This is a genomic window from Corynebacterium sp. HMSC05E07 (assembly GCF_001807225.1).
GTDB lineage: Bacteria > Actinomycetota > Actinomycetes > Mycobacteriales > Mycobacteriaceae > Corynebacterium > Corynebacterium singulare.
Genome location: NZ_KV788215.1, coordinates 40,301 through 58,215, shown reverse-complemented (window position 1 = coordinate 58,215; position 17,915 = coordinate 40,301). Strand labels below are relative to the sequence as shown.

The following is a 17,915-nucleotide window of genomic DNA, read 5'->3' as shown; positions in this document are numbered from 1 at the left end:
ACACAACGGTGGGCCCCAGCAGGGGGCTCGCCGTTTTTGCGTACCCGCAGCGCGCCATGCGCTTGCCGACGCCGCCCCAAAGTGTGATATCCAGCACCCTAGTCTTAAATTTCCCTTACGCTAACCTGCCAGCCGCCTGTCAGTCCTGCGCCGCTGTCACCATCGCCTCCGTCGCCACCGCTGGTGTCGTCGCCCCCGCTCAGGCAACAACCGCTGGCCCGAAGAACGTCATCTACATGATCGGTGACGGCATGGGCTACAACCACATCGCCTCCACCAACCTCTACGAGTCCGGCCAGTCCAAGTACCTGGTTGAGGGCAAGTTCGACGGCGAGGTCAAGGAGATCGACGGTGAGTCCGTTCAGGCTTTCGAGGACTTCAACCGCGTGTCCATGACCACTTTCCCGGAGGGCGGCTCCTATGACCCGGCCAAGGCTTGGACCGACCACGATTACGTGAAGCAGGACAAGGTCACCGACTCTGCTGCCGCCGGTACCGCTATGGCCACCGGCCAGAAGGTGGACAACGGTGTCTTGGGCAAGTCCTCCTACGGCCACTCCCTGAAGAACATTTCCGAGCAGGCCATCTCCCACGGCAAGTCCGCTGGTGTTGTCAGCTCCGTTCCGTTCAGCCACGCCACCCCGGCTGCCTTCGCTGCGCACAACAAGAACCGCAACAACTACAAAGAGATTGCTGCTGAGATGGTCGGCTCCGACCTCTCCGTCATCATGGGCGCTGGCCACCCGGAGTTCGATGACAACGCTCAGAAGGTTGACGCTCCGAACTACAAGTACATCTCCGAGGAGTCCTTCAAGTCCCTGCGTGATGGCTCCGCTGGTTGGGAGTTCGCCGAGAACACCGCTGACTTCGAGAAGTGGGCTGAAGGCAACGTTGAGGCCGACAAGAAGTACTTCGGTCTCGCACCGGTAGCCTCTACCCTGCAGCAGGGCCGTGATGGTAACCCGGAGGCTGCTGAGCCGGGCACCGACCCGAAGAATGACGTTGTTGACCTGCCGACCATGACCAAGGGTGCTCTCAACGTTCTGGGCCAGAACGACAAGGGCTTCTCCGTCATGATTGAGGGCGGCGCCATTGACTGGTCCGGTCACGCCAACCAGACTGGCCGCGACATCGAGGAGACCCAGGACTTCAACAAGGCGGTTGACGCTGCTATCGCTTGGGTTGAGGAGAACTCCAGCTGGGACGAGACCCTTCTCATCGTCACCGCTGACCACGAGACCGGCTACCTCTCCGGCAAGGACGAGACCGAGTCCTGGAACCCGCAGACCGGTGAAGAGGGCAAGGCTCCGCAGCACCAGTGGTACTCCGGCGAGCACACCAACCAGGTTGTTCCGTTCTTCTTCAAGGGCGCTGGCTCTGAGGACATCCTGGCCAAGGCTACCGGTGAGGATCCGGTCCGCGGCAAGTACATCGACAACACCGACGTTGCCAACCTGATCATCCAGGACTGGTGGTTCGCTAACGACTCCAAGCCGGAGAACCAGAACAAGCCGGAGGACCAGAACAAGCCGGAGGATCAGGACAACGCTGGTAAGACCCCTGAGGACGATGCCAACAAGGATGACTCCAAGGACGAGGGCAAGGACAACTCCAAGGACGATTCCAACAAGGGCAACGCTGGCAAGAAGGACACCAGCTCCGCCACTGGCGCAGGCTTCCTGGGCGCAGGCGTTGCTGCCGCTATCCTCGGCGCAATCGCTGCCTTCCTGCAGTCCATCGGCGCTGTGAAGGTTGACTTCTCCGCTCTGCAGCGTCTGCTTCCCTAAGTTGCGCCCAGCAATCACAATCTAAAAAGCATCTCTACCAAGGCCCGCCGGCGCTCAGACAGATGAACGCCAGCGGGCCTTGTACTTTGCCGCGAACCTATCCCGACATGCTGTCCCTCGCAGTCAGCTCCACCAGAGCCCCACAGGAAAACTACTGTATCGAGGACTCCATCAAGCAGTCATACAGGAAGTCCATCAAGCTCGTAGCGTCATCGGTTCGAAACAGCTCATCGAGGGCAAGGTTGAATTCCAACCTTCTCGTATTCGGAATATTAAGTGCCGCGTAGCCATTGCTCATCAATAGCCCAGAGGCGACCAGCCGCGCGGTTCGTTTGTTGCCGTCGAAATAGAACTGACTACGAGTCGCTGAGCAGAAGTACGCGAGCGCCCTCTCAATCGGATTACCCAAGCCTGCAAGGGAATTCACCAGGTCACCGTGCGCTTCACGGAGTTCGTCATCCGGATCAAACGGGACAAAGCCACCATCCATAAGCCTCACACCCCCGGCATCACCACGTACGCTTCCTTCACCACGGAAGAGGCCTGCATCTAGTGCTTCATTCCTGGCAACAGCACTATGTATTTTGTCACTCGTTGTTTTACTCACCGCGAATGAACCTTCTTTGACGAGTTCATGCAGCAGGTTAAATGCCTGAGACAAATCCAAAATCTGTTGCTGTTCCGCAAGCGCCTTGCCACCCACAGTGACGCCATCCAGCAAGGTACGGACTTCAGGGAGAGTGAATGTGTTGCCCTCCAGAGCAGCTGCATTCCACACAAGGTCGGGCAGCTGCCGGGTAAGCCGAAAGAGTACACCCTCTGTACCTAGCTCAGGTACCTGCGGACGCTCGCGCTTCTCCCAGCTCACACGGCTCGTCGCGATTCTCATTTCGTTTCACTTCCCGCATAGCGTTCTGCGTGCACGTCTATGTCAACTTGGAGTTCGGAAGCGTACTGAACTCCGCCGCTCACGCTCATATTGTCAAGCTCCCTTCCCGCGGCCGGACACAGCGTTACACCTCCGGCAATGGGGTCAGCGCTCAAGCGGACTCTCTGTGGAAGTGATGGCAGTATCGCAGCAGGATCTTCGCACCAAATTAGCGTCGAGCCGAGACGTCCTCCGCAACCGGGATACGGCCGCGGGCCATGTGCACGCGCGTACGTCCCCGACAGGGCCCAGCGTTGGCCCAGGGCTTGAGCAGCAGACGCTAGCGTGATGGGGTTCGTAGGCAAGAAGTGGCACGCGCCTGCGCGGCCATAAGGATTGGACGCCCACGCTGCTCGCTCTATCAAGTGCAGAGGGGAAGCGTCATCGACTGGGACGTCACCCCACTTTCTGAAGCGATTTATCCATTCAATTACTTCCGGAGAGTCGTCCTCGAGCTCCTCTAGAAGCACGCGAGCCGCCGTCGCAGCACCTGCGTTACTCATGCGCCTCACCGATAGAAAAACTTCATACCCGAGAACACATAAGACTTTATCCAGGGTTTCCAAGCTTGGCTGAGTAGTTCCCTGCAGCCACAAGTTGAGCGTATTTCGTGACACCCCGGTGCGCCGCGAAATATCGCTCAAACTAAGAGCGCTGTGTTTGAGGATTTCCACTGGGTCCATAGCACGAGAATAGCAAGGTGTCCTACCTTCAGGACAGGTGTCCTATCTCTAGGACATCACAGGCGTCTACCAGCCACATGGCAACAGCACCCCACGGTGGCCTATGATGAGGTAAATGAGCGCGGAGATTTATTCACTTCCAACTACGCCACTGGTCGACACCGATCTTGTGGAACAGGGGCCTCGTCTGTCGCTACGCCGAGGCAGCAATATCCTCATGCTGGAGCTGCCCGCCACCAATCCTGAGGCAGAGGTCACCGAACCCCGTTGGGTTGTTCAATCCCATTTCATCGATCGCCCGCGTACGGTGCGTGAATTCGCCACGGAGGAACCGCTGGAGGTCGGCATTCCAGGCCCCTTTACCCGCATTACGGTAATCCTGCGGGACGGCGAGGAGGAGCTCATTGAGCCCACCACCTTCACCGGCATCACGGAGAAGGCGCACTTCATTGTCTATGACCGCACCACCCTCATCGCACCGCAGGGAACGCTGGAGGAGGCCGAACCGCTGGGCATCTGGGCTGGATGGGAAGTAGGCGCGCTTCCGGACCAGGTGACTGTGCCGCAGAGGGAACCGGTGGACGTCGCTAAGCACAGCGATTTCGAGTGGGACTTTAACGTCAGCATCCTTCCCAACGCCCGCGGCCTGGACAACCAGCCCGTTTTTACGCAATCTCCGCGCGTGCGCTTCATCGCAGAGGGGGAGTGGCGCATCGATCTCACCTACGCCCCGCTTGGCGGCGAGCAGGAAGAGATTTCGGAACAGACCTTCGAGGCCGGTATTGCCGAGCCTTTCCCCAGTGACCTCTATGAAGACCCCTGGGTGGGACGCTACAAGGTGTCGCTGTGGCGCGACGCTGAGCTTGTCGACGTCCGCTTTATCTCCCTCGCCGAGGGCCTCCACATGCGCGCCACCAACGAGGGCCCGCGCGGCATGGATTTCCGCATCATCGATGCCCTTGGTGCTCATTCTGCTTTCAGCTACACGCTGGCCTCCCCACCGAAGAAGCCCATCGCGCTGGAGAAGGGCATGCGCACCTTCGAGGACACGGAAGTCTCGCGCCGCGAGGTGGTGGCCAGTGATGCCGGCTATGAGCTGGAATTCGATGTGTGGCCGGAGGCCCTGTTTAGCCGCGTCAAGCGCATCGGCTTGGAGCCCACCGAGCACTCGGATAAACCGGTCATCCTGGCCGGCCAGCTGGATCAGGATGACATGTTCACCGTCCACTCGCCGCGCCCGCTGCCGCTGGCCAAGTTCGTCACCATTGACGGCCGCCAGAAGATTAAGGAGCTGGCCCGTACATCCAAGACCACGCAGGCTGTCACGAGCCTGGCAGTGCCGAATGCAGCGCTGGCGAACGCGGTGCGCAAGCAGCCTTCCGCCGAGCTCTTCCTCATGTGGTCCACCTTGTCCTACGAGGATTACCTGGATTCGCTACCAGAGGGGGAGCGCGCCGCGCACGAAGCCCGCAGCCTGGACCGGCGCATCGTGGAGTATGAGGCATCCGCTTCCACGAGCCTCATTTATGCCGCCCTGGCCACCGTCCGCAAGTCTCCGCTCGTGAGCCGTGGCCTGTTGGGGGAACAGGAAGTGCTCATTGAGCAGAACGTCGAACCGCAGGTAGATTTGGTGGGCTGGGCCTGGCCATTGGCTACACCAACGGTAGAACCCACCCAGCTCGAGCCGACAGAAAACGGTTTTGAACTTCCTGCCGAGTTGCTCGAGCAAGGCTCAGTGCTTGTCGATGTCCGCGAGCTCACCCCTTCCTCCAACCTCACCGCCCCCGCTCGTCCGTCCAGCGCCTCCATCGTTGTGACGCCAGAGGGCGCGGAGCCGGCGCGCGCGTCCAAGGACTGGACCCCGGAGGAGCTGTGGGGAGCTTTCCGCGCGCTGCACGTGCTGTCCCAGCGCAGCCCGAACCCGAAGCTGCAGGCCATGTTCGACAGCATCATCGACCGCCTGCGCGCCAACCCGGAAGCTGCCCTGCACGCGTTGGCCCAGACCGGTGTGAGCGTGAACCAGCAGGCCCGTTCCATCGCGCGTACCCGCCTGTTCCACTCGCCGCTGGAATCCGACATCGAGTCCACTGCCGATAATTACCTGGATCTTCTCCTGGACCTTTCGGCCAGCGACAATGCCGAGCTCGCTGCCGTGCGTGAGACCGGCGCTGATGGGCTTACCCGCCCGATGCTCCTGGGCGCTGCCACCGTGCACAGCCCGACCCCGGCTGTTGAGGATCTGATGGGCGAGGCCGCGCGCGTCGCTGCTCTACGCGAGTGCTTCGCCAACAACGGCGCCCTCGATGCCCTCGGCACTATTGAGCAGCTGCGCAAGGATGCCACTGCCCTCGCCTCCGTTGTGCAAAACGCCGGCGTGGACATCTCCATTAGCCACACCCTCGTGGCACTCGGCGCCTTTGCCAGCGGAAACACCGCCGATGAGCTCAACGCCGCCGCGTGGATGCCCTACATCTCCTATGCCTTCGCCCTGGCCGCTCGTGGTGCCGCCAACGACGTCGTCATGGAAAGCCCCTTGCTCAAGGAGGATATGCCGATGCTTGCCGACGTCCTCCCCCTCGCCCCCCGCCTCTTCTTCTACGACCTCGTCACCGCGGAAGCTCTCTTCCACAATCGCGAGATGTAGTCACGTGAGGTGTGCCACAATGGGTGAGCATGAAGGTGATCTCCACGAACGTCGCTGTCCGCCGCCCGGAGCCGCATGGGCGGCACGAGTACACGGGCATCGATAAACACCCGCGCCCACACCTCGACCTCGACATTCCCGGCCCCAACTACGGCGATGGCTCCGGGGTAGTAGGGGATTCCATCGGGGATCACGCTCACCACGGCGGCGCCGACAAGGCCGTATATGCCGTCGCCCGTGAGGAGCTTGACTATTGGGAAGGCGAACTCAATCGCGTTCTGCGCAACGGATACTTCGGCGAGAACCTCACGACTGAGGGCATTTCCTGGCCTAATGTCCTCATCAACCAGCAGCTTCAGATAGGGGAGTGCGTCCTCGAAGTCTCTATCCCGCGCCAGCCCTGCGCCACGTTCTCCGGCTGGATGGATGAGCCCGGCTGGCTCAAAACCTTCACAGACCGCGGTGATTGCGGCGCCTACCTGCGCATCATCAAACCTGGCCGCATCACCCCGGACGACGAGATTTCCCTCATTGGTCGCCCCGACCACGACATCACCATGGGCATGGCCTTCGCCGCCAAGATGGGGGATATGGACCTAGCCCAACGCGTGGTCGACGCCGGCTGCCTCGCCCCCGTCCACCACGACCAACTGGTCAAGCGCCTTACATCCCGCGGCTAGCTAGCCATTCATAGGTTGTTGCTTGCGAGCCGCGCAGACCATCCATGCGCACCAATCGTGCTTTCACCAGTGACTTCAGCGCATAACGTACTTGCGCTCTAGTGAGGTTTGTGGCTGTTTCGATTCCGCCGATGGACAGCGGTTGTGCCGCCGTACGCAGCACCTCCGCTACGCGCGGGGCGTTAACCCCCAGGCCATCCAAGTCCACGGGTGCATCCACTCGTCGTTCCGGGGCGGTGCGTGGTTCCTCCTTGTGTAGTGGCTCCCAGGTGCGGGCCTCTCCACGCGTGTCCGGCCGCCACATCTTCACCGTAAATTGCACTCCAGAATCTATTAGGTCAGGCTCCGGTAATCCTTGCTCGCGCGCGGCATCCAGCATGAGCTGCACACCGCCGCCTTCGCCTTCAATGACAAAAGAGCCATCGTCTGCTTTGAGATATCGGCACAGTCTGTAGAGGCGCTGGTTAATCTCCTGGCGCGCAAGGTCTCTCGACTTGAGCTGTTCAACCGTCAGATCCCGTAGGCCCCCTGGGCTGGAGATGACCATCTTGTCTGGAAGTAAGCGGACATCAATCGATTTACCCGCACCCAACGTATTTGGCCCAAGATCTCGATGCACCAATGCATTCGCCACGGCCTCACGAATGGCCGAAAGGGGAAGCTCAGGAACTTCCACCATTGATCCATCGTCTCGATATCGCCGTACGGCGGCTAGACGTTGCCTTACCCAACCCATGACCGAGTTCAACAGCACCGGAATGGGTCCCTCGAAGGTCTCCAACCCCAACACTCGCCCGTGCTTCGAACCATTTGGTAGCCTTTGCGCCACCGTTACTGCTAAAGAAGGAAAATGTCCTTGGGGATAGAAACCTAGCGCATACAGGCCAGCAAGCGTCACCTCTCCAGTCGCGGTCGTCACCGCTAGCGCCCGTAAGACGTCCTCGTCTTGAGCAAGTCCCGATAGTCGCCGATTCTTCCTCCGCGCCTGAACCAAGAATTCTTGCACTACGTCGCTATCTAGGTCTGCAAGGCTCGTGCCCTCCACAATCGTCGTGTCATAAGACACTGCCTCTTCAGCATGCAGCTTCGCAACGTCCATCATGCGTAGCTCGGAGGCACTCATACGGTAGTCCCCATCAGCCATTCGTAGATATGCTTCTCCCCTATAGAGAGCTGGTTTATCTATGACCGGCAATCCCGTAACCTCCGCAATCACAACATGCGTACCGTCTATTGCCACACTGGCGGTATGCACCGTGACTGGGGGAGTGATTGCATGACGAGCTTGCGAGGCCACTGCAGCCTCCATATCCGAAGGATTCTCAATGCCAGTAACAATGAACCCTTCCTTCTCATTGACACCGAGAATGATAAGACCACCACTCGGCATGTTTGCAAACGCACACAGCGTGTGCGGTAGAGAGTCTGGAATACCCCCCTTAGCGGTTTTGACCTCGACTGTTGTTGAATCACCCCCACGCAACTCGAGCTCAGCCAATAGTTCCCGCAGCTGATTCTCGGACCAATTGCTCACCTTGAATACCCGTCCTCAATGTTAACAATGACAGTTCAATGCTAACGTCATTCCCGTTCAATGACAAGATTTCTCATTGATCTTCCCATTGAGGTGTCATTGACGTTCTCGTTGAGGCCGAATTATGTCCCCGAAACCCCGCATGTTTAAGAGTTATCTAGCGCCCAAACCCCAATGAGTGGTTGGATAAGAGTTATCCAACCACTCATTGGGGTTTGACGAATGGATAGCCTCTACATGCCCCACTACGTTACCGAGACCTGGATCCCCGACGCAGGATCCGGCATTCCCCGGCGCGATAAGGCTGAAGGTCCTTTTCAAGCCTATGTCCCTGACCATCTTGCTAGTAAGGCGTGGACTTTTTCCCCAGAGCTCACCAGCCGGGCAGCGCGTATCGAGCGAGAGATCTTGAGGCTCAACCGTCATGCTGCTTCCGGCCAGTTGGAGTCTGTGGCCCGCTTACTCATGCGTTCCGAGGCGATCTCCTCCTCACGCATTGAAGGTATTGCGCCCAACGCCGATGCGGTTGTCCTCGCGGAACTCGCCCAAGAGGAGGAAGTCCGTGGCTTTAAGGAAAGTGCGGAAGAGGTTGCCCGCAACCTCACCGTTCTGCGTTCCATTGAGAAGAGCTTTGCAACCGAACCGACAATCTCCGTCGAGCTTCTAGAAAGGCTTCAAAGAGAATTGATGGGGGAGAATGGCTCCATTCCCACTGGACTTCGCACTATTCAAAACTGGATCGGAGGAAGCAACCACACACCCATTGGTGCCGAGTTCATCCCAGCGCCCCCACGTCTAGTCCATGACCTCGTGGACGACTTATGTCTTTACCTCGATGGCGCTTCGCATGGGGCTCTCATCCAGGCCGCAATTGCTCACGCTCAGTTCGAAACGATTCACCCATTTGCAGACGGCAACGGGCGCGTTGGCCGTGCTCTCATTCATGGGATTCTTCTGCGTCGTGGGCTTACTGAGTACACCATTCTGCCGGTAAGTCTCGTCCTCGGTACGTGGTCCACAAGGTACGTTCAAGGTTTGACGGCCTACCGTCAAGGCGACGTGAATGAGTGGCTCTCTGTCTTTCTGGATGCTGCCGAAGAAGCCGTGAAGCAAGCTCGCCTCATCGCTGACGATCTCGCGAGAATCCAGTTGGAGTGGTTTGCTGCCGTCGAAGACACCCGCCGGAAGGATGGGATGCAGCGCGCTCTTCGCGCAGACTCTTTAGAAGCCACACTGCTGAGAAGCCTTCCTGCGTATCCCATCGTCACGGTCAGGTCCATCCAGCGTCTCTATGGAATCACCCCTGGAAATGCACGAAAGGCCTTAGACCGGCTAAGCGGTGCCGGAATTCTACGCACCAAGGTGATTGCCAAGAACGGCGGCCTTGGATACTACGCAGACGACATCCTCAGCCTGCTCGACCTCGCAGACCGCCAGCTCGCCAGCAGTCGGTTCGATACGAGGCTCTCACCGCCTACCGGGCGCGCAGTTCCACAGGCACAGTCTTAAAGCCCGCGGATACGCTCAGCGTCAGCCACGAGGTTCTGCGTAAGCTTCTCCGCTTCAAGGCCAGTCAAGTCACAGCTGTCGAAGCGGGCCAGCCAGTCGGCACGAACAGCGGGGGAGTCGAACCACGTTGCGCGCTCAGCTTCAATATCCTCAATGCCGTTTAAGGTGCGGCCGTCGCGGGTGCGGATCTCGAGGTCGTCGACAAGCGGTGCAATAGCCTGAAGCCCTGGGACGATGGCCTTAAAGCCCGACGTGTGGGAAACCTCATTGGTCCAGCGCGGATAGCGGCTCACGCGCTGGGCCTCCAGGTAGCGCTGGACGACACCGAGCCTGGAGACCTCCTGCGCCACCGCCAGCCCCACAACCTTCACGCGGAAACCCGCGGAGCGAAACTTGGCTATCTCACCCGCGATGAATTCCGGATTGGACAGCGTGTTCTCAATGATGAGGGAATGCCCATACTGCCGACCATGCTCAATGAGCGAGGACATCCAATAGGGCACTGGGCCGTTGGTGAGCACGTCCATGCGCAGGGGATCGCGACCCATGATTTCGTCAAGGGCTGGATGCAATTTGCGTATCTCATCGGAGTCAAGGACCGTGTGGCCATTTTTCACGGATTCAATGGCTGTTGATTTGCCTGACGCTGGCTGCCCCGCCACATAAATGACTTCTGGAACAGACGGACTGTGAGCATTCGATCGGCCAAAGTAGCTGGCTTGCAGAGTATTAAGCCGTTGCTCCATAACTTGTGGATCAACGGGGAAATCAGCGGCGGACAGCATAGGTTATGCCGCTTTGTGCTCGGTGGAGAGAGCTTCGAGCCGTTGTGCAAAGAGAGCCGCAGCGGCACGGATGGCTTCGATGTCGGTTGAATCAACCCCACTGACCATGTCTTCTACGAGCCAGTTCTGACGAATCCACCACTGGGATTCAACATCGTTGCCTGCTTCAGCAGCCCTAGTGAGGTATGCGGCTTTCAGCGAGGACGCAACCTCCTTCATGGCGTCGAAGGCTGCGTACTCGATCTCCGGGACTTTGGCGGTGCTCATGGCGCTAAGAATAGCAGCGCCGGGCCGGTTTTAGCCGTTGATGATCTGCGGGTAAGCCAGGCCCTTGAGGCCCTCGGTACCGAACTCCACGCCGTAGCCGGAGGACTTGATACCGCCGAACGGCACGCGCGGATCAACAGCTCCGTGACCATTGATCCAGGTAGTTCCTGCCTCAAGACGGGCGGCCACCTCGAGGGCACGCTCGCGGTTGGAGGACCACACGGAGGAGCCCAGTCCCACATCGAGCTTGTTTGCCTGCTCGATGGCCCAATCCAGGTCCGTGTACTTCACAATAGGAAGTGCCGGACCGAACTGCTCCTCGACAACCAACGGGTTGTCTGGGTCGATGTCGGCCACCAGGGTGGTGGGGTAGAAGTAGCCCGGCGCGTCATAGTCCGGGTCGCCGCCCAGCAGAACGCGTGCGCCGGACTCCTTGGCAGCGTTGACGAGCTTGTCGACGATGTCGAATTGCTGCTTGTTCTGCAGCGGGCCGAGGACATTCTCTTCTTCCAAGCCCACGCCCATCGGGGAGGCCTTGGCCACCTCGACGAGGGCTTCGCAGACGGCGTCGTACAGCGATTCCGGCACGTAGACGCGCTTCATCGCAGCACAGGTCTGGCCGGTGTTGATGAACGCGCCCCAGAAGAGATCGCCGGCGATCTCCTTGGGGTCGGCATCATCGAGCACAATGCCGGCATCGTTGCCACCGAGCTCCAACGTGAGACGGGTGAGGTTCTCGGCGCTGGCCTCCACAATCCTTTTGCCGGTGGCAGTGGAACCGGTGAACATAATCTTGTCGATATCCGCGTGTGCCGTCACCGCAGCGCCGACCTCACCATCACCGGTCACGACCTGCAGGACGCCGTCCGGCAGCACGGTGTTGATGACCTCAATGAGCCCCAGCACAGAAAGTGGGGTGTACTCAGAAGGCTTAACGACGACCGCGTTACCCATACGCAGCGCCGGTGCAATCTGCCAGATGGTGATCATCATCGGCCAATTCCACGGACCAATAGCACCAACAACACCGAGCGGACGGTAATTCACCGTGGCAGTGATGTCATCATCCACCGCGGTGTAGTTCGGGTGCTCGAAGGACGCAGTCGCATTGAGCCACCCCGAGCATGCGCCCACCTCAAAGCGGGCGTTCGGGCCGTTCAGCGGCTTGCCTTGTTCACGGGAGAGCAGCTCCACGAGTGCCTCTGCGTTGGCGTCGATGGCGGCGGCAGCTTTGGTGAGCAGCTCGCACCGTTCTGCGTCGGAAAGCTTGGCAAACTCCTTTTGTGCCTTAACCGCAGTCTCCACCGCCGTATTGAGGTCCTCCACGGTACCTTCCGGGGCATGGCCAACAACCTCCCCGGTTGCCGGGTTGAGAATCTCGCGCCCGTTCTCATCCGTGATGGCCGAGAGTAGGTCAGCGTAGCTGGCGAATTGAGTCATGTTGTCTCCTTATCAGAGCTGAGGGGGCCGGCGTACGCAGCCCGACGAAACCATTAGAGTAAATGTTACCTGTGCCACAAGTAATCTATTGACTCTGAGTGCACACAATTTGTCCAAAAATGTGCCGGCTCTCACGATATGATGCCTGTTATGTCTGCTTCCGCCGTTGAGTATTTCGATATCGCGTCATGGCGCGCCGCGTCATCCGACTCTTTTGGCCAACTCGACGTGGACACCGAGGACCCCGCATCCTTTCACGCGACGCTGCGCTCCACACAAGTGGGGGATATTTCGCTTTTCGATATGCGCACCTCCCCGCACACCGTAAACCGCCACAAGATTGCCCCGAACGAAACGCCGTTTTGCAAGCTGAGCCTACAAATCACAGGGTCATCAACAATGAGCCAAGACGGGCGAACCTGCGAACTTAACCCAGGCGATCTAGCCCTCTACGTTACTCAGCGGCCCTACACACTGCATTACCCGGAGGATCAAAACACCCTCATCGTGCACTTCCCGCAAAGCTTCCTCGATATTTCACCTGCGCAGATTCAACACCTTACTGCGAACCCCATCTCCCGCACGCACGGCCTCGGCGCGGTGGCCGTCCCACTCTTTGAGCAACTGGCCAAGAACCTCGATCTTCTCCACGGCCCCCACGCCACGGCCCTGGTCCGTTCCGCCCTTACCATGTTGGTGTCGGTTCTCGCCTCCGATTTAGCTGAGGAGCCCGCCCCCGGCACGCTTCTGTTTAACCAGGCGACCGCCTACATTGAGAAGAACCTGGGCGACGCAGACTTGGGGCCCAGCACCATCGCCCAAGCACTGTTCGTGTCGGTACGCCACCTCCACGCCAAGTTCTCCGAACAGGGGCTCTCCGTAGGCAGCTACATCAAAACCAGACGCCTAGAACACATCCGCAGAGAACTCGTGGACCCACGGCACTCCGAGGAATCAATCAGCCACATTAGCGCCCGCTATGGCCTTCACGATCCCTCACACCTCTCGCGCATCTTTAAGGCGGAGTACCACAAGTCACCGAGTGCGTACCGCGCAGCGGCTAGCGGTTAATCACGCAACTTGTTGATAACCTCGCGAGCGGTAGAGATTCCAGTTTCGATGGCTCCATCGACAACCACTCCACGCCAACCGGAAGCCCAATCTGCTCCAGCGAAGTGCAACGAGGAAGTCGAGCTGCGGAAGTGGTGCCAGCCCTCGGTGAACTGACCTCGACGCAATGTAGCCCAGGCCTGGCCCGAGTACTCATCTGCTACCCAGTCATGACCGGTAACACCAACAACCTCGAGATCTGGGCGCCACTGGTCGACAACCTTTTGAGCATCCTCAATGCTCTCCAAATCGATTTTCTCGTGATCGGAGCCAAAGGCAACACAGATAGTCGTGTCATCATCTTCGAAGTATTCAGAACGAAGCACGGATACGACTGCCGGCTGGGGCGCGTAACCGAAGATGTTGTGGTGGCCCTTGATCTTGATCCAAGCCTTGAAACCAGTCGAATTCCACTTCTGCTCGATAGTCTTCTGCGAGCCTTCAGGCAGACCCGGGGTGAACTTAATGTTCCCCAACGCACCAACCGGAACCGTAACAATCACAGCATCCGCCGTCTCGGAGGTACCGTCCGCATACGTAACGGTGGCCGAATCTTCTCCGTGCTCAATCGCAGTCACCGCAGTATTCAAACGGATTTCTCCGGTTAGATCCTTTGCGATGTTGCCGTAGATACCCCGCATGCCATTGACAAGTTTAAATCGCAGCGTTTGCTCATCCACCAATGAAAGACGGTGATCGCACAAGGCTGCCCACTGCTTGGCCATCAAAGAGGACCCCTGCTCTGGGTACCCGATGTATCCAGCCGACCAATACGCATTGCACAGGTCCTTTTCTTCCTGGGTAAAGTCACCGTCCTCCAACGCATCGAGAACTCCAGCCTGATCTGCAGCCAGGAAAGCATCCTTCAATTCTTGAGATGCACCGAATTTCTCATCCAGCACAAGCAGCGGCTTGTGCGGTTCTGGGAAGAATTCGCGAGATTTTTCGAAGATCTTCTCCATCGGCCGCGCCAGTTTGGCATCCATTTCTGCTTCCGTTCCGGACTTCAGCTCACCACCGGCATACCAGTAGGCGGTATCTACAACGGGCGAAGCGATAATATCCTGGCCATAACGAGTGATTTCGGACCAGACATGTGGCTGATGCCAGTGCACCCAGGTTGCGCCAATCTCCAGCGGACGCCCAAGCCTATCGTCCGTCCAAGCACGGCCACCAATGCGGTCCCGTGCCTCTACGATGTGATATTCAATTCCCGCCGTTTGCAATTCGCGCGCTGCCGTTAGACCTGCGAATCCCGCACCAACGACGATTACATGTTTCTTTTCCATGATTACCTTTCTGAAGATTTAGATTCGATCAAGATTGTCTTGAAGACTTGCGTAGATATTCGGCTTCCTGCGTTTGAGACATTCGCCCCAAATCAGGCCCAGAAGTCCGGAGGCGATAATGATTCCGGGCATGACCCACACGAGAGCGTCCGAACCGGTGTCGCCAATCATGAGCGGGAAATTCATCAGCACCAATACGAAGACAGCCACGAGTCCGCAAGCTGATACAAGCGGTGCAATGATCCGCGTGAAGAGGTTGTAGCCTTTTTCCTGCTTGTTGAGCCATACCATGATGGACACACTCACCACTGCGAGCAGGAAGACTAGGCCAAACGCCGCGGCGTTGGTCAACCACGTAAAGAGCGTGAGGACTGGGAATAGTTCGCCCATGTCGCTGCCATTTCCGGCAATTGCAAAGCCGCCTACAACTAGGAAAGCAATGGAAGTCTGGGTGAGCGACCCAGCTATAGGTGCTCCTTTGGACGATGACATCGCGAACTTCTCGGGAAGGACGCGTGAGCGCCCAAGGGAGAAGAAGTACCGCGCTGCGGCATTATGGAATGCGACGAGGGCAGCAATAAGCGAAGTTACAAACAAGCAGTTCGCTATGTTGGCAGCAAGCACTGAGTAGTCGCCCAACCACACGAAGACCAGATCGGGACCAAGCTCAGTTGCCTTATCGATGACGACGGACGGCCCCACTCCTTGAGCGAAGGCCCACGCCGAAAAAGCGTAAAAAAGGGCAATCGTTCCCACGGCGATATAGGTAGCTTTCGGGACAGTCCGCTCTGGATCACGCGCTTCTTCTGAGTAGATTGCACCCGACTCAAACCCCATAAAGGCTGCAATTCCAAAGGCAAGGAGAACGCCTATACCATCGGTGAAGAATTGGCTCGGGCGTACCGTCTCCGCAGTAATGCCCTCTGGGGCAACGCCAAGAGAAAGAACTGAGACTGCAGCAACAACAACGAACTCGAGGGCTACCAATACACCTAAGACTTTGGCGGAAAAATCAACATTGCTGACACCCATGACGGCCACCAAGAGCCAACCAGCCAAGGCGGCGACCCACCACGGGATAGTCGTTCCAAACCACCCGTTAATCAGGTTGGCCAGAGAAAACCCGAAAATTCCGTACAGCCCAACCTGCATCATATTGTAAGAAACCAAAGCCAGAATCGCGGCCGCGATTCCTTGGCGGTTTCCTAGTCCTTCTGACACGTAGGCATAGAACGCTCCAGAGTTCTGAATCTTTGAACTCATAATCCCGTAACCAACGGCGAAAAAGACAAGAATAATTCCAAGGACGAGGTATCCCCAGGGAACACCCAACAATCCAGATACTGCGAAGTTGGTCGGCACTCCTCCCGCGAGCACAGTAAGAGGTGCTGACGCCGCGATAATCATAAAGACTAGCGACGTTGTCCCTAGGCGCCCGGCGCCCAGGCCGCCCTTAAGTTCGGTGGGAGCCCGGTGCCCGGGCTGTACATTTCGAGCGGGTAGCACTGGTGACTGTGTCGATGCGTCCACGCCAACTCCTCCTTACTAGCTATGTCGGCCCGAAAATCCACCGGACGGACCCGGTGTCTTTCGGTGTATAGACAGTAATTGTGTCCCAATACACATTCAAAGAGTTGTTTGTGCGTGATCACGTTTTGACTATGAGTGCTATCACACAACAGGGTTTCGAATATTATGCAAAAACAATAATGCTGGCACCTCCCACCTAGGAGATGCCAGCATTGTCAGCGGCAAAATTAATGCACTAGTTATGCATTCGCGTACGGGTCACGCATCGCGATGTACTGCAACGAGGTGTACTCCGCAATGCCCTCGGCGCCGCCCTCGCGGCCCATACCGGACTGCTTGACGCCACCGAACGGGGCAGCGGCGTTGGAGATAACTCCAGCGTTGAAGCCCATGAGTCCGAATTCAAGGCCGTCACCAAGGCGCCACATACGGTCGGAATCCTCGGTAAACACGTAGGAAGCCAAGCCGTACTCAGTATCGTTAGCGATCTCAATTGCTTCCTTCTCATCGGAGAAAGTCAGGATCGGAGCAATCGGGCCGAAGATCTCTTCCTGTGCCACGCGGGCATCACGAGGAACGTCGGTCAGAACGGTAGGGGAGTAGAAGTAGCCCTTGCCCTCACTCGGCTTGCCGCCGACGAGAACCTTAGCGCCTTTCTCCACGGCGTCATCGACCAGCGCCGTGATGTTGTCGAGCGCCTTCTGCTCGACCAGCGGACCACAGGTCACGCCCTCATCGAGGCCGTTGCCCACCTTGAGCTCACCAATACGCTTGGCAAACTTCTCCGCGAACTCTTCGGCCACAGACTCGTGGACAATGAAACGGTTGGCTGCCGTGCATGCCTCGCCGATGTTGCGCATCTTGGCACCCATGGCACCCTCAACGGCCTGGTCTAGGTCGGCATCCTCAAAGACGATGAACGGTGCGTTGCCGCCCAGCTCCATCGAGGTGCGCAGGACGTTGTCCGCAGCGGCCTTGAGCAAGGTCTTGCCCACCGGGGTAGAACCGGTGAAGGACACCTTACGCAGGCGGGAATCCGCCATGATCGGCTCAGAGATAGCGGATGCAGACTTGCCGGAGACTACATTGACCACGCCTGCCGGAACACCAGCATCAATCATGGTCTGCGCGAAGTACTGCGTGGTCAGCGGAGTGAGCTTGGCCGGCTTTACCACCATGGTGCAGCCCGCGGCGATGGCCGGCGCAATCTTGCGGGTAGCCATAGCCAGCGGGAAGTTCCACGGAGTAATAAGCAAGCACGGGCCTACCGGCTTGCGGCGGGTGACCATGCGCAGGGTCCCCTCCGGGGCTGGCAGAGTACGGCCGTAGTCACGAACGGCCTCCTCACTGAACCAGCGCAGGTACTCAGCACCGTAGGTAACCTCACCGTAGGACTCTGCCAGCGGCTTACCCATCTCCAGGGTCATCAACGCAGCGAACTCGTCCTTACGCTCCTGAACTAGGTCAAACGCACGGCGAAGCAAGTTCGAACGCTCACGGGTGGACGTGCGTGCCCACTCATCCTGGACTGCGCAAGCAGCATCCATGGCCTTCTGCGCATCCTCAGAAGAAGCGGAAGCAAGGGTAGCGATAACCTCGCCGGTTGCCGGGTTATCCACATCGAAGGTAGCGCCGTCAGAGGCGTCGACCCACTCACCGTTAATCAGCAAGCCGGTCGGAACCTTGGCCAGCAGCTCGTCAATATTGACCTTGTTGTTTTCACTCATGG

Annotated in this window: 14 protein-coding genes; 5 read left to right on the top strand and 9 right to left on the bottom strand. The window is 58.4% G+C overall.

All coding sequences use genetic code 11. The features are described from left to right. Positions 1-56: 56 nt before the first annotated feature. Positions 57-1,787 carry an alkaline phosphatase gene (locus tag HMPREF3149_RS04810; protein WP_083280776.1) on the top strand — a complete coding sequence of 577 codons (1,731 nt, stop codon included), beginning with the start codon at positions 57-59 and terminating at the stop codon, positions 1,785-1,787. A gap of 151 nt (positions 1,788-1,938) precedes the next feature. On the opposite strand, the gene HMPREF3149_RS04805 is transcribed toward HMPREF3149_RS04810, so the two are convergent. Further along, positions 1,939-2,676 (bottom strand): Fic family protein, encoded by a 738-nt coding sequence (locus HMPREF3149_RS04805; protein WP_070536940.1) that lies wholly within the window; start codon positions 2,674-2,676, stop codon positions 1,939-1,941. Further along, positions 2,673-3,398 carry a helix-turn-helix domain-containing protein gene (locus tag HMPREF3149_RS14055; protein ID WP_070536939.1) on the bottom strand — a complete coding sequence of 242 codons (726 nt, stop codon included), beginning with the start codon at positions 3,396-3,398 and terminating at the stop codon, positions 2,673-2,675. The genes HMPREF3149_RS04805 and HMPREF3149_RS14055 overlap by 4 nt, the downstream gene beginning before the upstream one ends. 115 nt (positions 3,399-3,513) lie before the next feature. Between HMPREF3149_RS14055 and HMPREF3149_RS04795 the strand changes: the two genes are divergently transcribed. After that, positions 3,514-6,042, top strand: a complete 2,529-nt coding sequence (locus tag HMPREF3149_RS04795) for a hypothetical protein (protein ID WP_070536938.1) — start codon at positions 3,514-3,516, stop codon at positions 6,040-6,042. 29 nt (positions 6,043-6,071) lie between these two features. Further along, positions 6,072-6,722, top strand: a complete 651-nt coding sequence (locus HMPREF3149_RS04790) for an MOSC domain-containing protein (protein ID WP_070536937.1) — start codon at positions 6,072-6,074, stop codon at positions 6,720-6,722. Here the strand turns inward: HMPREF3149_RS04790 and HMPREF3149_RS04785 are convergent. Next, positions 6,706-8,256, bottom strand: a complete 1,551-nt coding sequence (locus tag HMPREF3149_RS04785; RefSeq protein WP_070536936.1) for an ATP-binding protein — start codon at positions 8,254-8,256, stop codon at positions 6,706-6,708. The genes HMPREF3149_RS04790 and HMPREF3149_RS04785 overlap by 17 nt on opposite strands. A gap of 237 nt (positions 8,257-8,493) precedes the next feature. Here HMPREF3149_RS04785 and HMPREF3149_RS04780 point away from each other — a divergent pair, with 237 nt between their 5' ends. Beyond that, complete coding sequence (locus tag HMPREF3149_RS04780) at positions 8,494-9,765, top strand: Fic family protein (RefSeq protein WP_070536982.1); 1,272 nt, start codon at positions 8,494-8,496, stop codon at positions 9,763-9,765. Here the strand turns inward: HMPREF3149_RS04780 and HMPREF3149_RS04775 are convergent. The 3 genes from HMPREF3149_RS04775 to HMPREF3149_RS04765 are packed head-to-tail and all read right to left on the bottom strand — an operon-like array spanning position 9,762 to position 12,257. Then, the gene (locus HMPREF3149_RS04775; protein WP_070536935.1) at positions 9,762-10,550 is read right to left on the bottom strand and encodes a zeta toxin family protein; all 789 of its coding nucleotides are present in this window, start codon (positions 10,548-10,550) and stop codon (positions 9,762-9,764) included. The genes HMPREF3149_RS04780 and HMPREF3149_RS04775 overlap by 4 nt on opposite strands. A 3-nt stretch (positions 10,551-10,553) precedes the next feature. Further along, complete coding sequence (locus HMPREF3149_RS04770; RefSeq protein WP_042532883.1) at positions 10,554-10,817, bottom strand: hypothetical protein; 264 nt, start codon at positions 10,815-10,817, stop codon at positions 10,554-10,556. Between the two features lie 30 nt (positions 10,818-10,847). Next, entirely contained in the window at positions 10,848-12,257 is a 1,410-nt protein-coding gene (locus tag HMPREF3149_RS04765) for an aldehyde dehydrogenase family protein (RefSeq protein WP_070536934.1), read from the bottom strand. Positions 12,258-12,407: 150 nt separating this feature from the next. Between HMPREF3149_RS04765 and HMPREF3149_RS04760 the strand changes: the two genes are divergently transcribed. Further along, the gene (locus HMPREF3149_RS04760; RefSeq protein ID WP_070536933.1) at positions 12,408-13,328 is read left to right on the top strand and encodes an AraC-like ligand-binding domain-containing protein; all 921 of its coding nucleotides are present in this window, start codon (positions 12,408-12,410) and stop codon (positions 13,326-13,328) included. On the opposite strand, the gene HMPREF3149_RS04755 is transcribed toward HMPREF3149_RS04760, so the two are convergent. The 3 genes from HMPREF3149_RS04755 to HMPREF3149_RS04745 form a co-directional block, all read right to left on the bottom strand. Then, a complete protein-coding gene (locus HMPREF3149_RS04755) occupies positions 13,325-14,656 on the bottom strand; it encodes a flavin monoamine oxidase family protein (RefSeq protein ID WP_070536932.1) in 1,332 nt (443 codons plus the stop codon). The two genes, HMPREF3149_RS04760 and HMPREF3149_RS04755, sit on opposite strands and share 4 nt — an antisense overlap. Before the next feature lie 18 nt (positions 14,657-14,674). After that, on the bottom strand, positions 14,675-16,162 hold the full coding sequence (locus HMPREF3149_RS04750) for an APC family permease (RefSeq protein ID WP_256366417.1): 1,488 nt from the start codon (positions 16,160-16,162) through the stop codon (positions 14,675-14,677). 263 nt (positions 16,163-16,425) lie between these two features. Next, positions 16,426-17,913, bottom strand: coding sequence for an NAD-dependent succinate-semialdehyde dehydrogenase (locus HMPREF3149_RS04745; protein WP_070536930.1), 1,488 nt, complete (start codon positions 17,911-17,913; stop codon positions 16,426-16,428). Positions 17,914-17,915: the final 2 nt, after the last annotated feature.

Coding starts and splice junctions, on each gene's coding strand:
- HMPREF3149_RS04810 (WP_083280776.1), top strand. CDS start 57: ATGCGCTTGCCGACGCCGCCCCAAAGTGTGATATCCAGCACCCTAGTC.
- HMPREF3149_RS04805 (WP_070536940.1), bottom strand. CDS start 2,676: ATGAGAATCGCGACGAGCCGTGTGAGCTGGGAGAAGCGCGAGCGTCCG.
- HMPREF3149_RS14055 (WP_070536939.1), bottom strand. CDS start 3,398: ATGGACCCAGTGGAAATCCTCAAACACAGCGCTCTTAGTTTGAGCGAT.
- HMPREF3149_RS04795 (WP_070536938.1), top strand. CDS start 3,514: ATGAGCGCGGAGATTTATTCACTTCCAACTACGCCACTGGTCGACACC.
- HMPREF3149_RS04790 (WP_070536937.1), top strand. CDS start 6,072: ATGAAGGTGATCTCCACGAACGTCGCTGTCCGCCGCCCGGAGCCGCAT.
- HMPREF3149_RS04780 (WP_070536982.1), top strand. CDS start 8,494: ATGCCCCACTACGTTACCGAGACCTGGATCCCCGACGCAGGATCCGGC.
- HMPREF3149_RS04775 (WP_070536935.1), bottom strand. CDS start 10,550: ATGCTGTCCGCCGCTGATTTCCCCGTTGATCCACAAGTTATGGAGCAA.
- HMPREF3149_RS04770 (WP_042532883.1), bottom strand. CDS start 10,817: ATGAGCACCGCCAAAGTCCCGGAGATCGAGTACGCAGCCTTCGACGCC.
- HMPREF3149_RS04765 (WP_070536934.1), bottom strand. CDS start 12,257: ATGACTCAATTCGCCAGCTACGCTGACCTACTCTCGGCCATCACGGAT.
- HMPREF3149_RS04760 (WP_070536933.1), top strand. CDS start 12,408: ATGTCTGCTTCCGCCGTTGAGTATTTCGATATCGCGTCATGGCGCGCC.
- HMPREF3149_RS04755 (WP_070536932.1), bottom strand. CDS start 14,656: ATGGAAAAGAAACATGTAATCGTCGTTGGTGCGGGATTCGCAGGTCTA.
- HMPREF3149_RS04745 (WP_070536930.1), bottom strand. CDS start 17,913: ATGAGTGAAAACAACAAGGTCAATATTGACGAGCTGCTGGCCAAGGTT.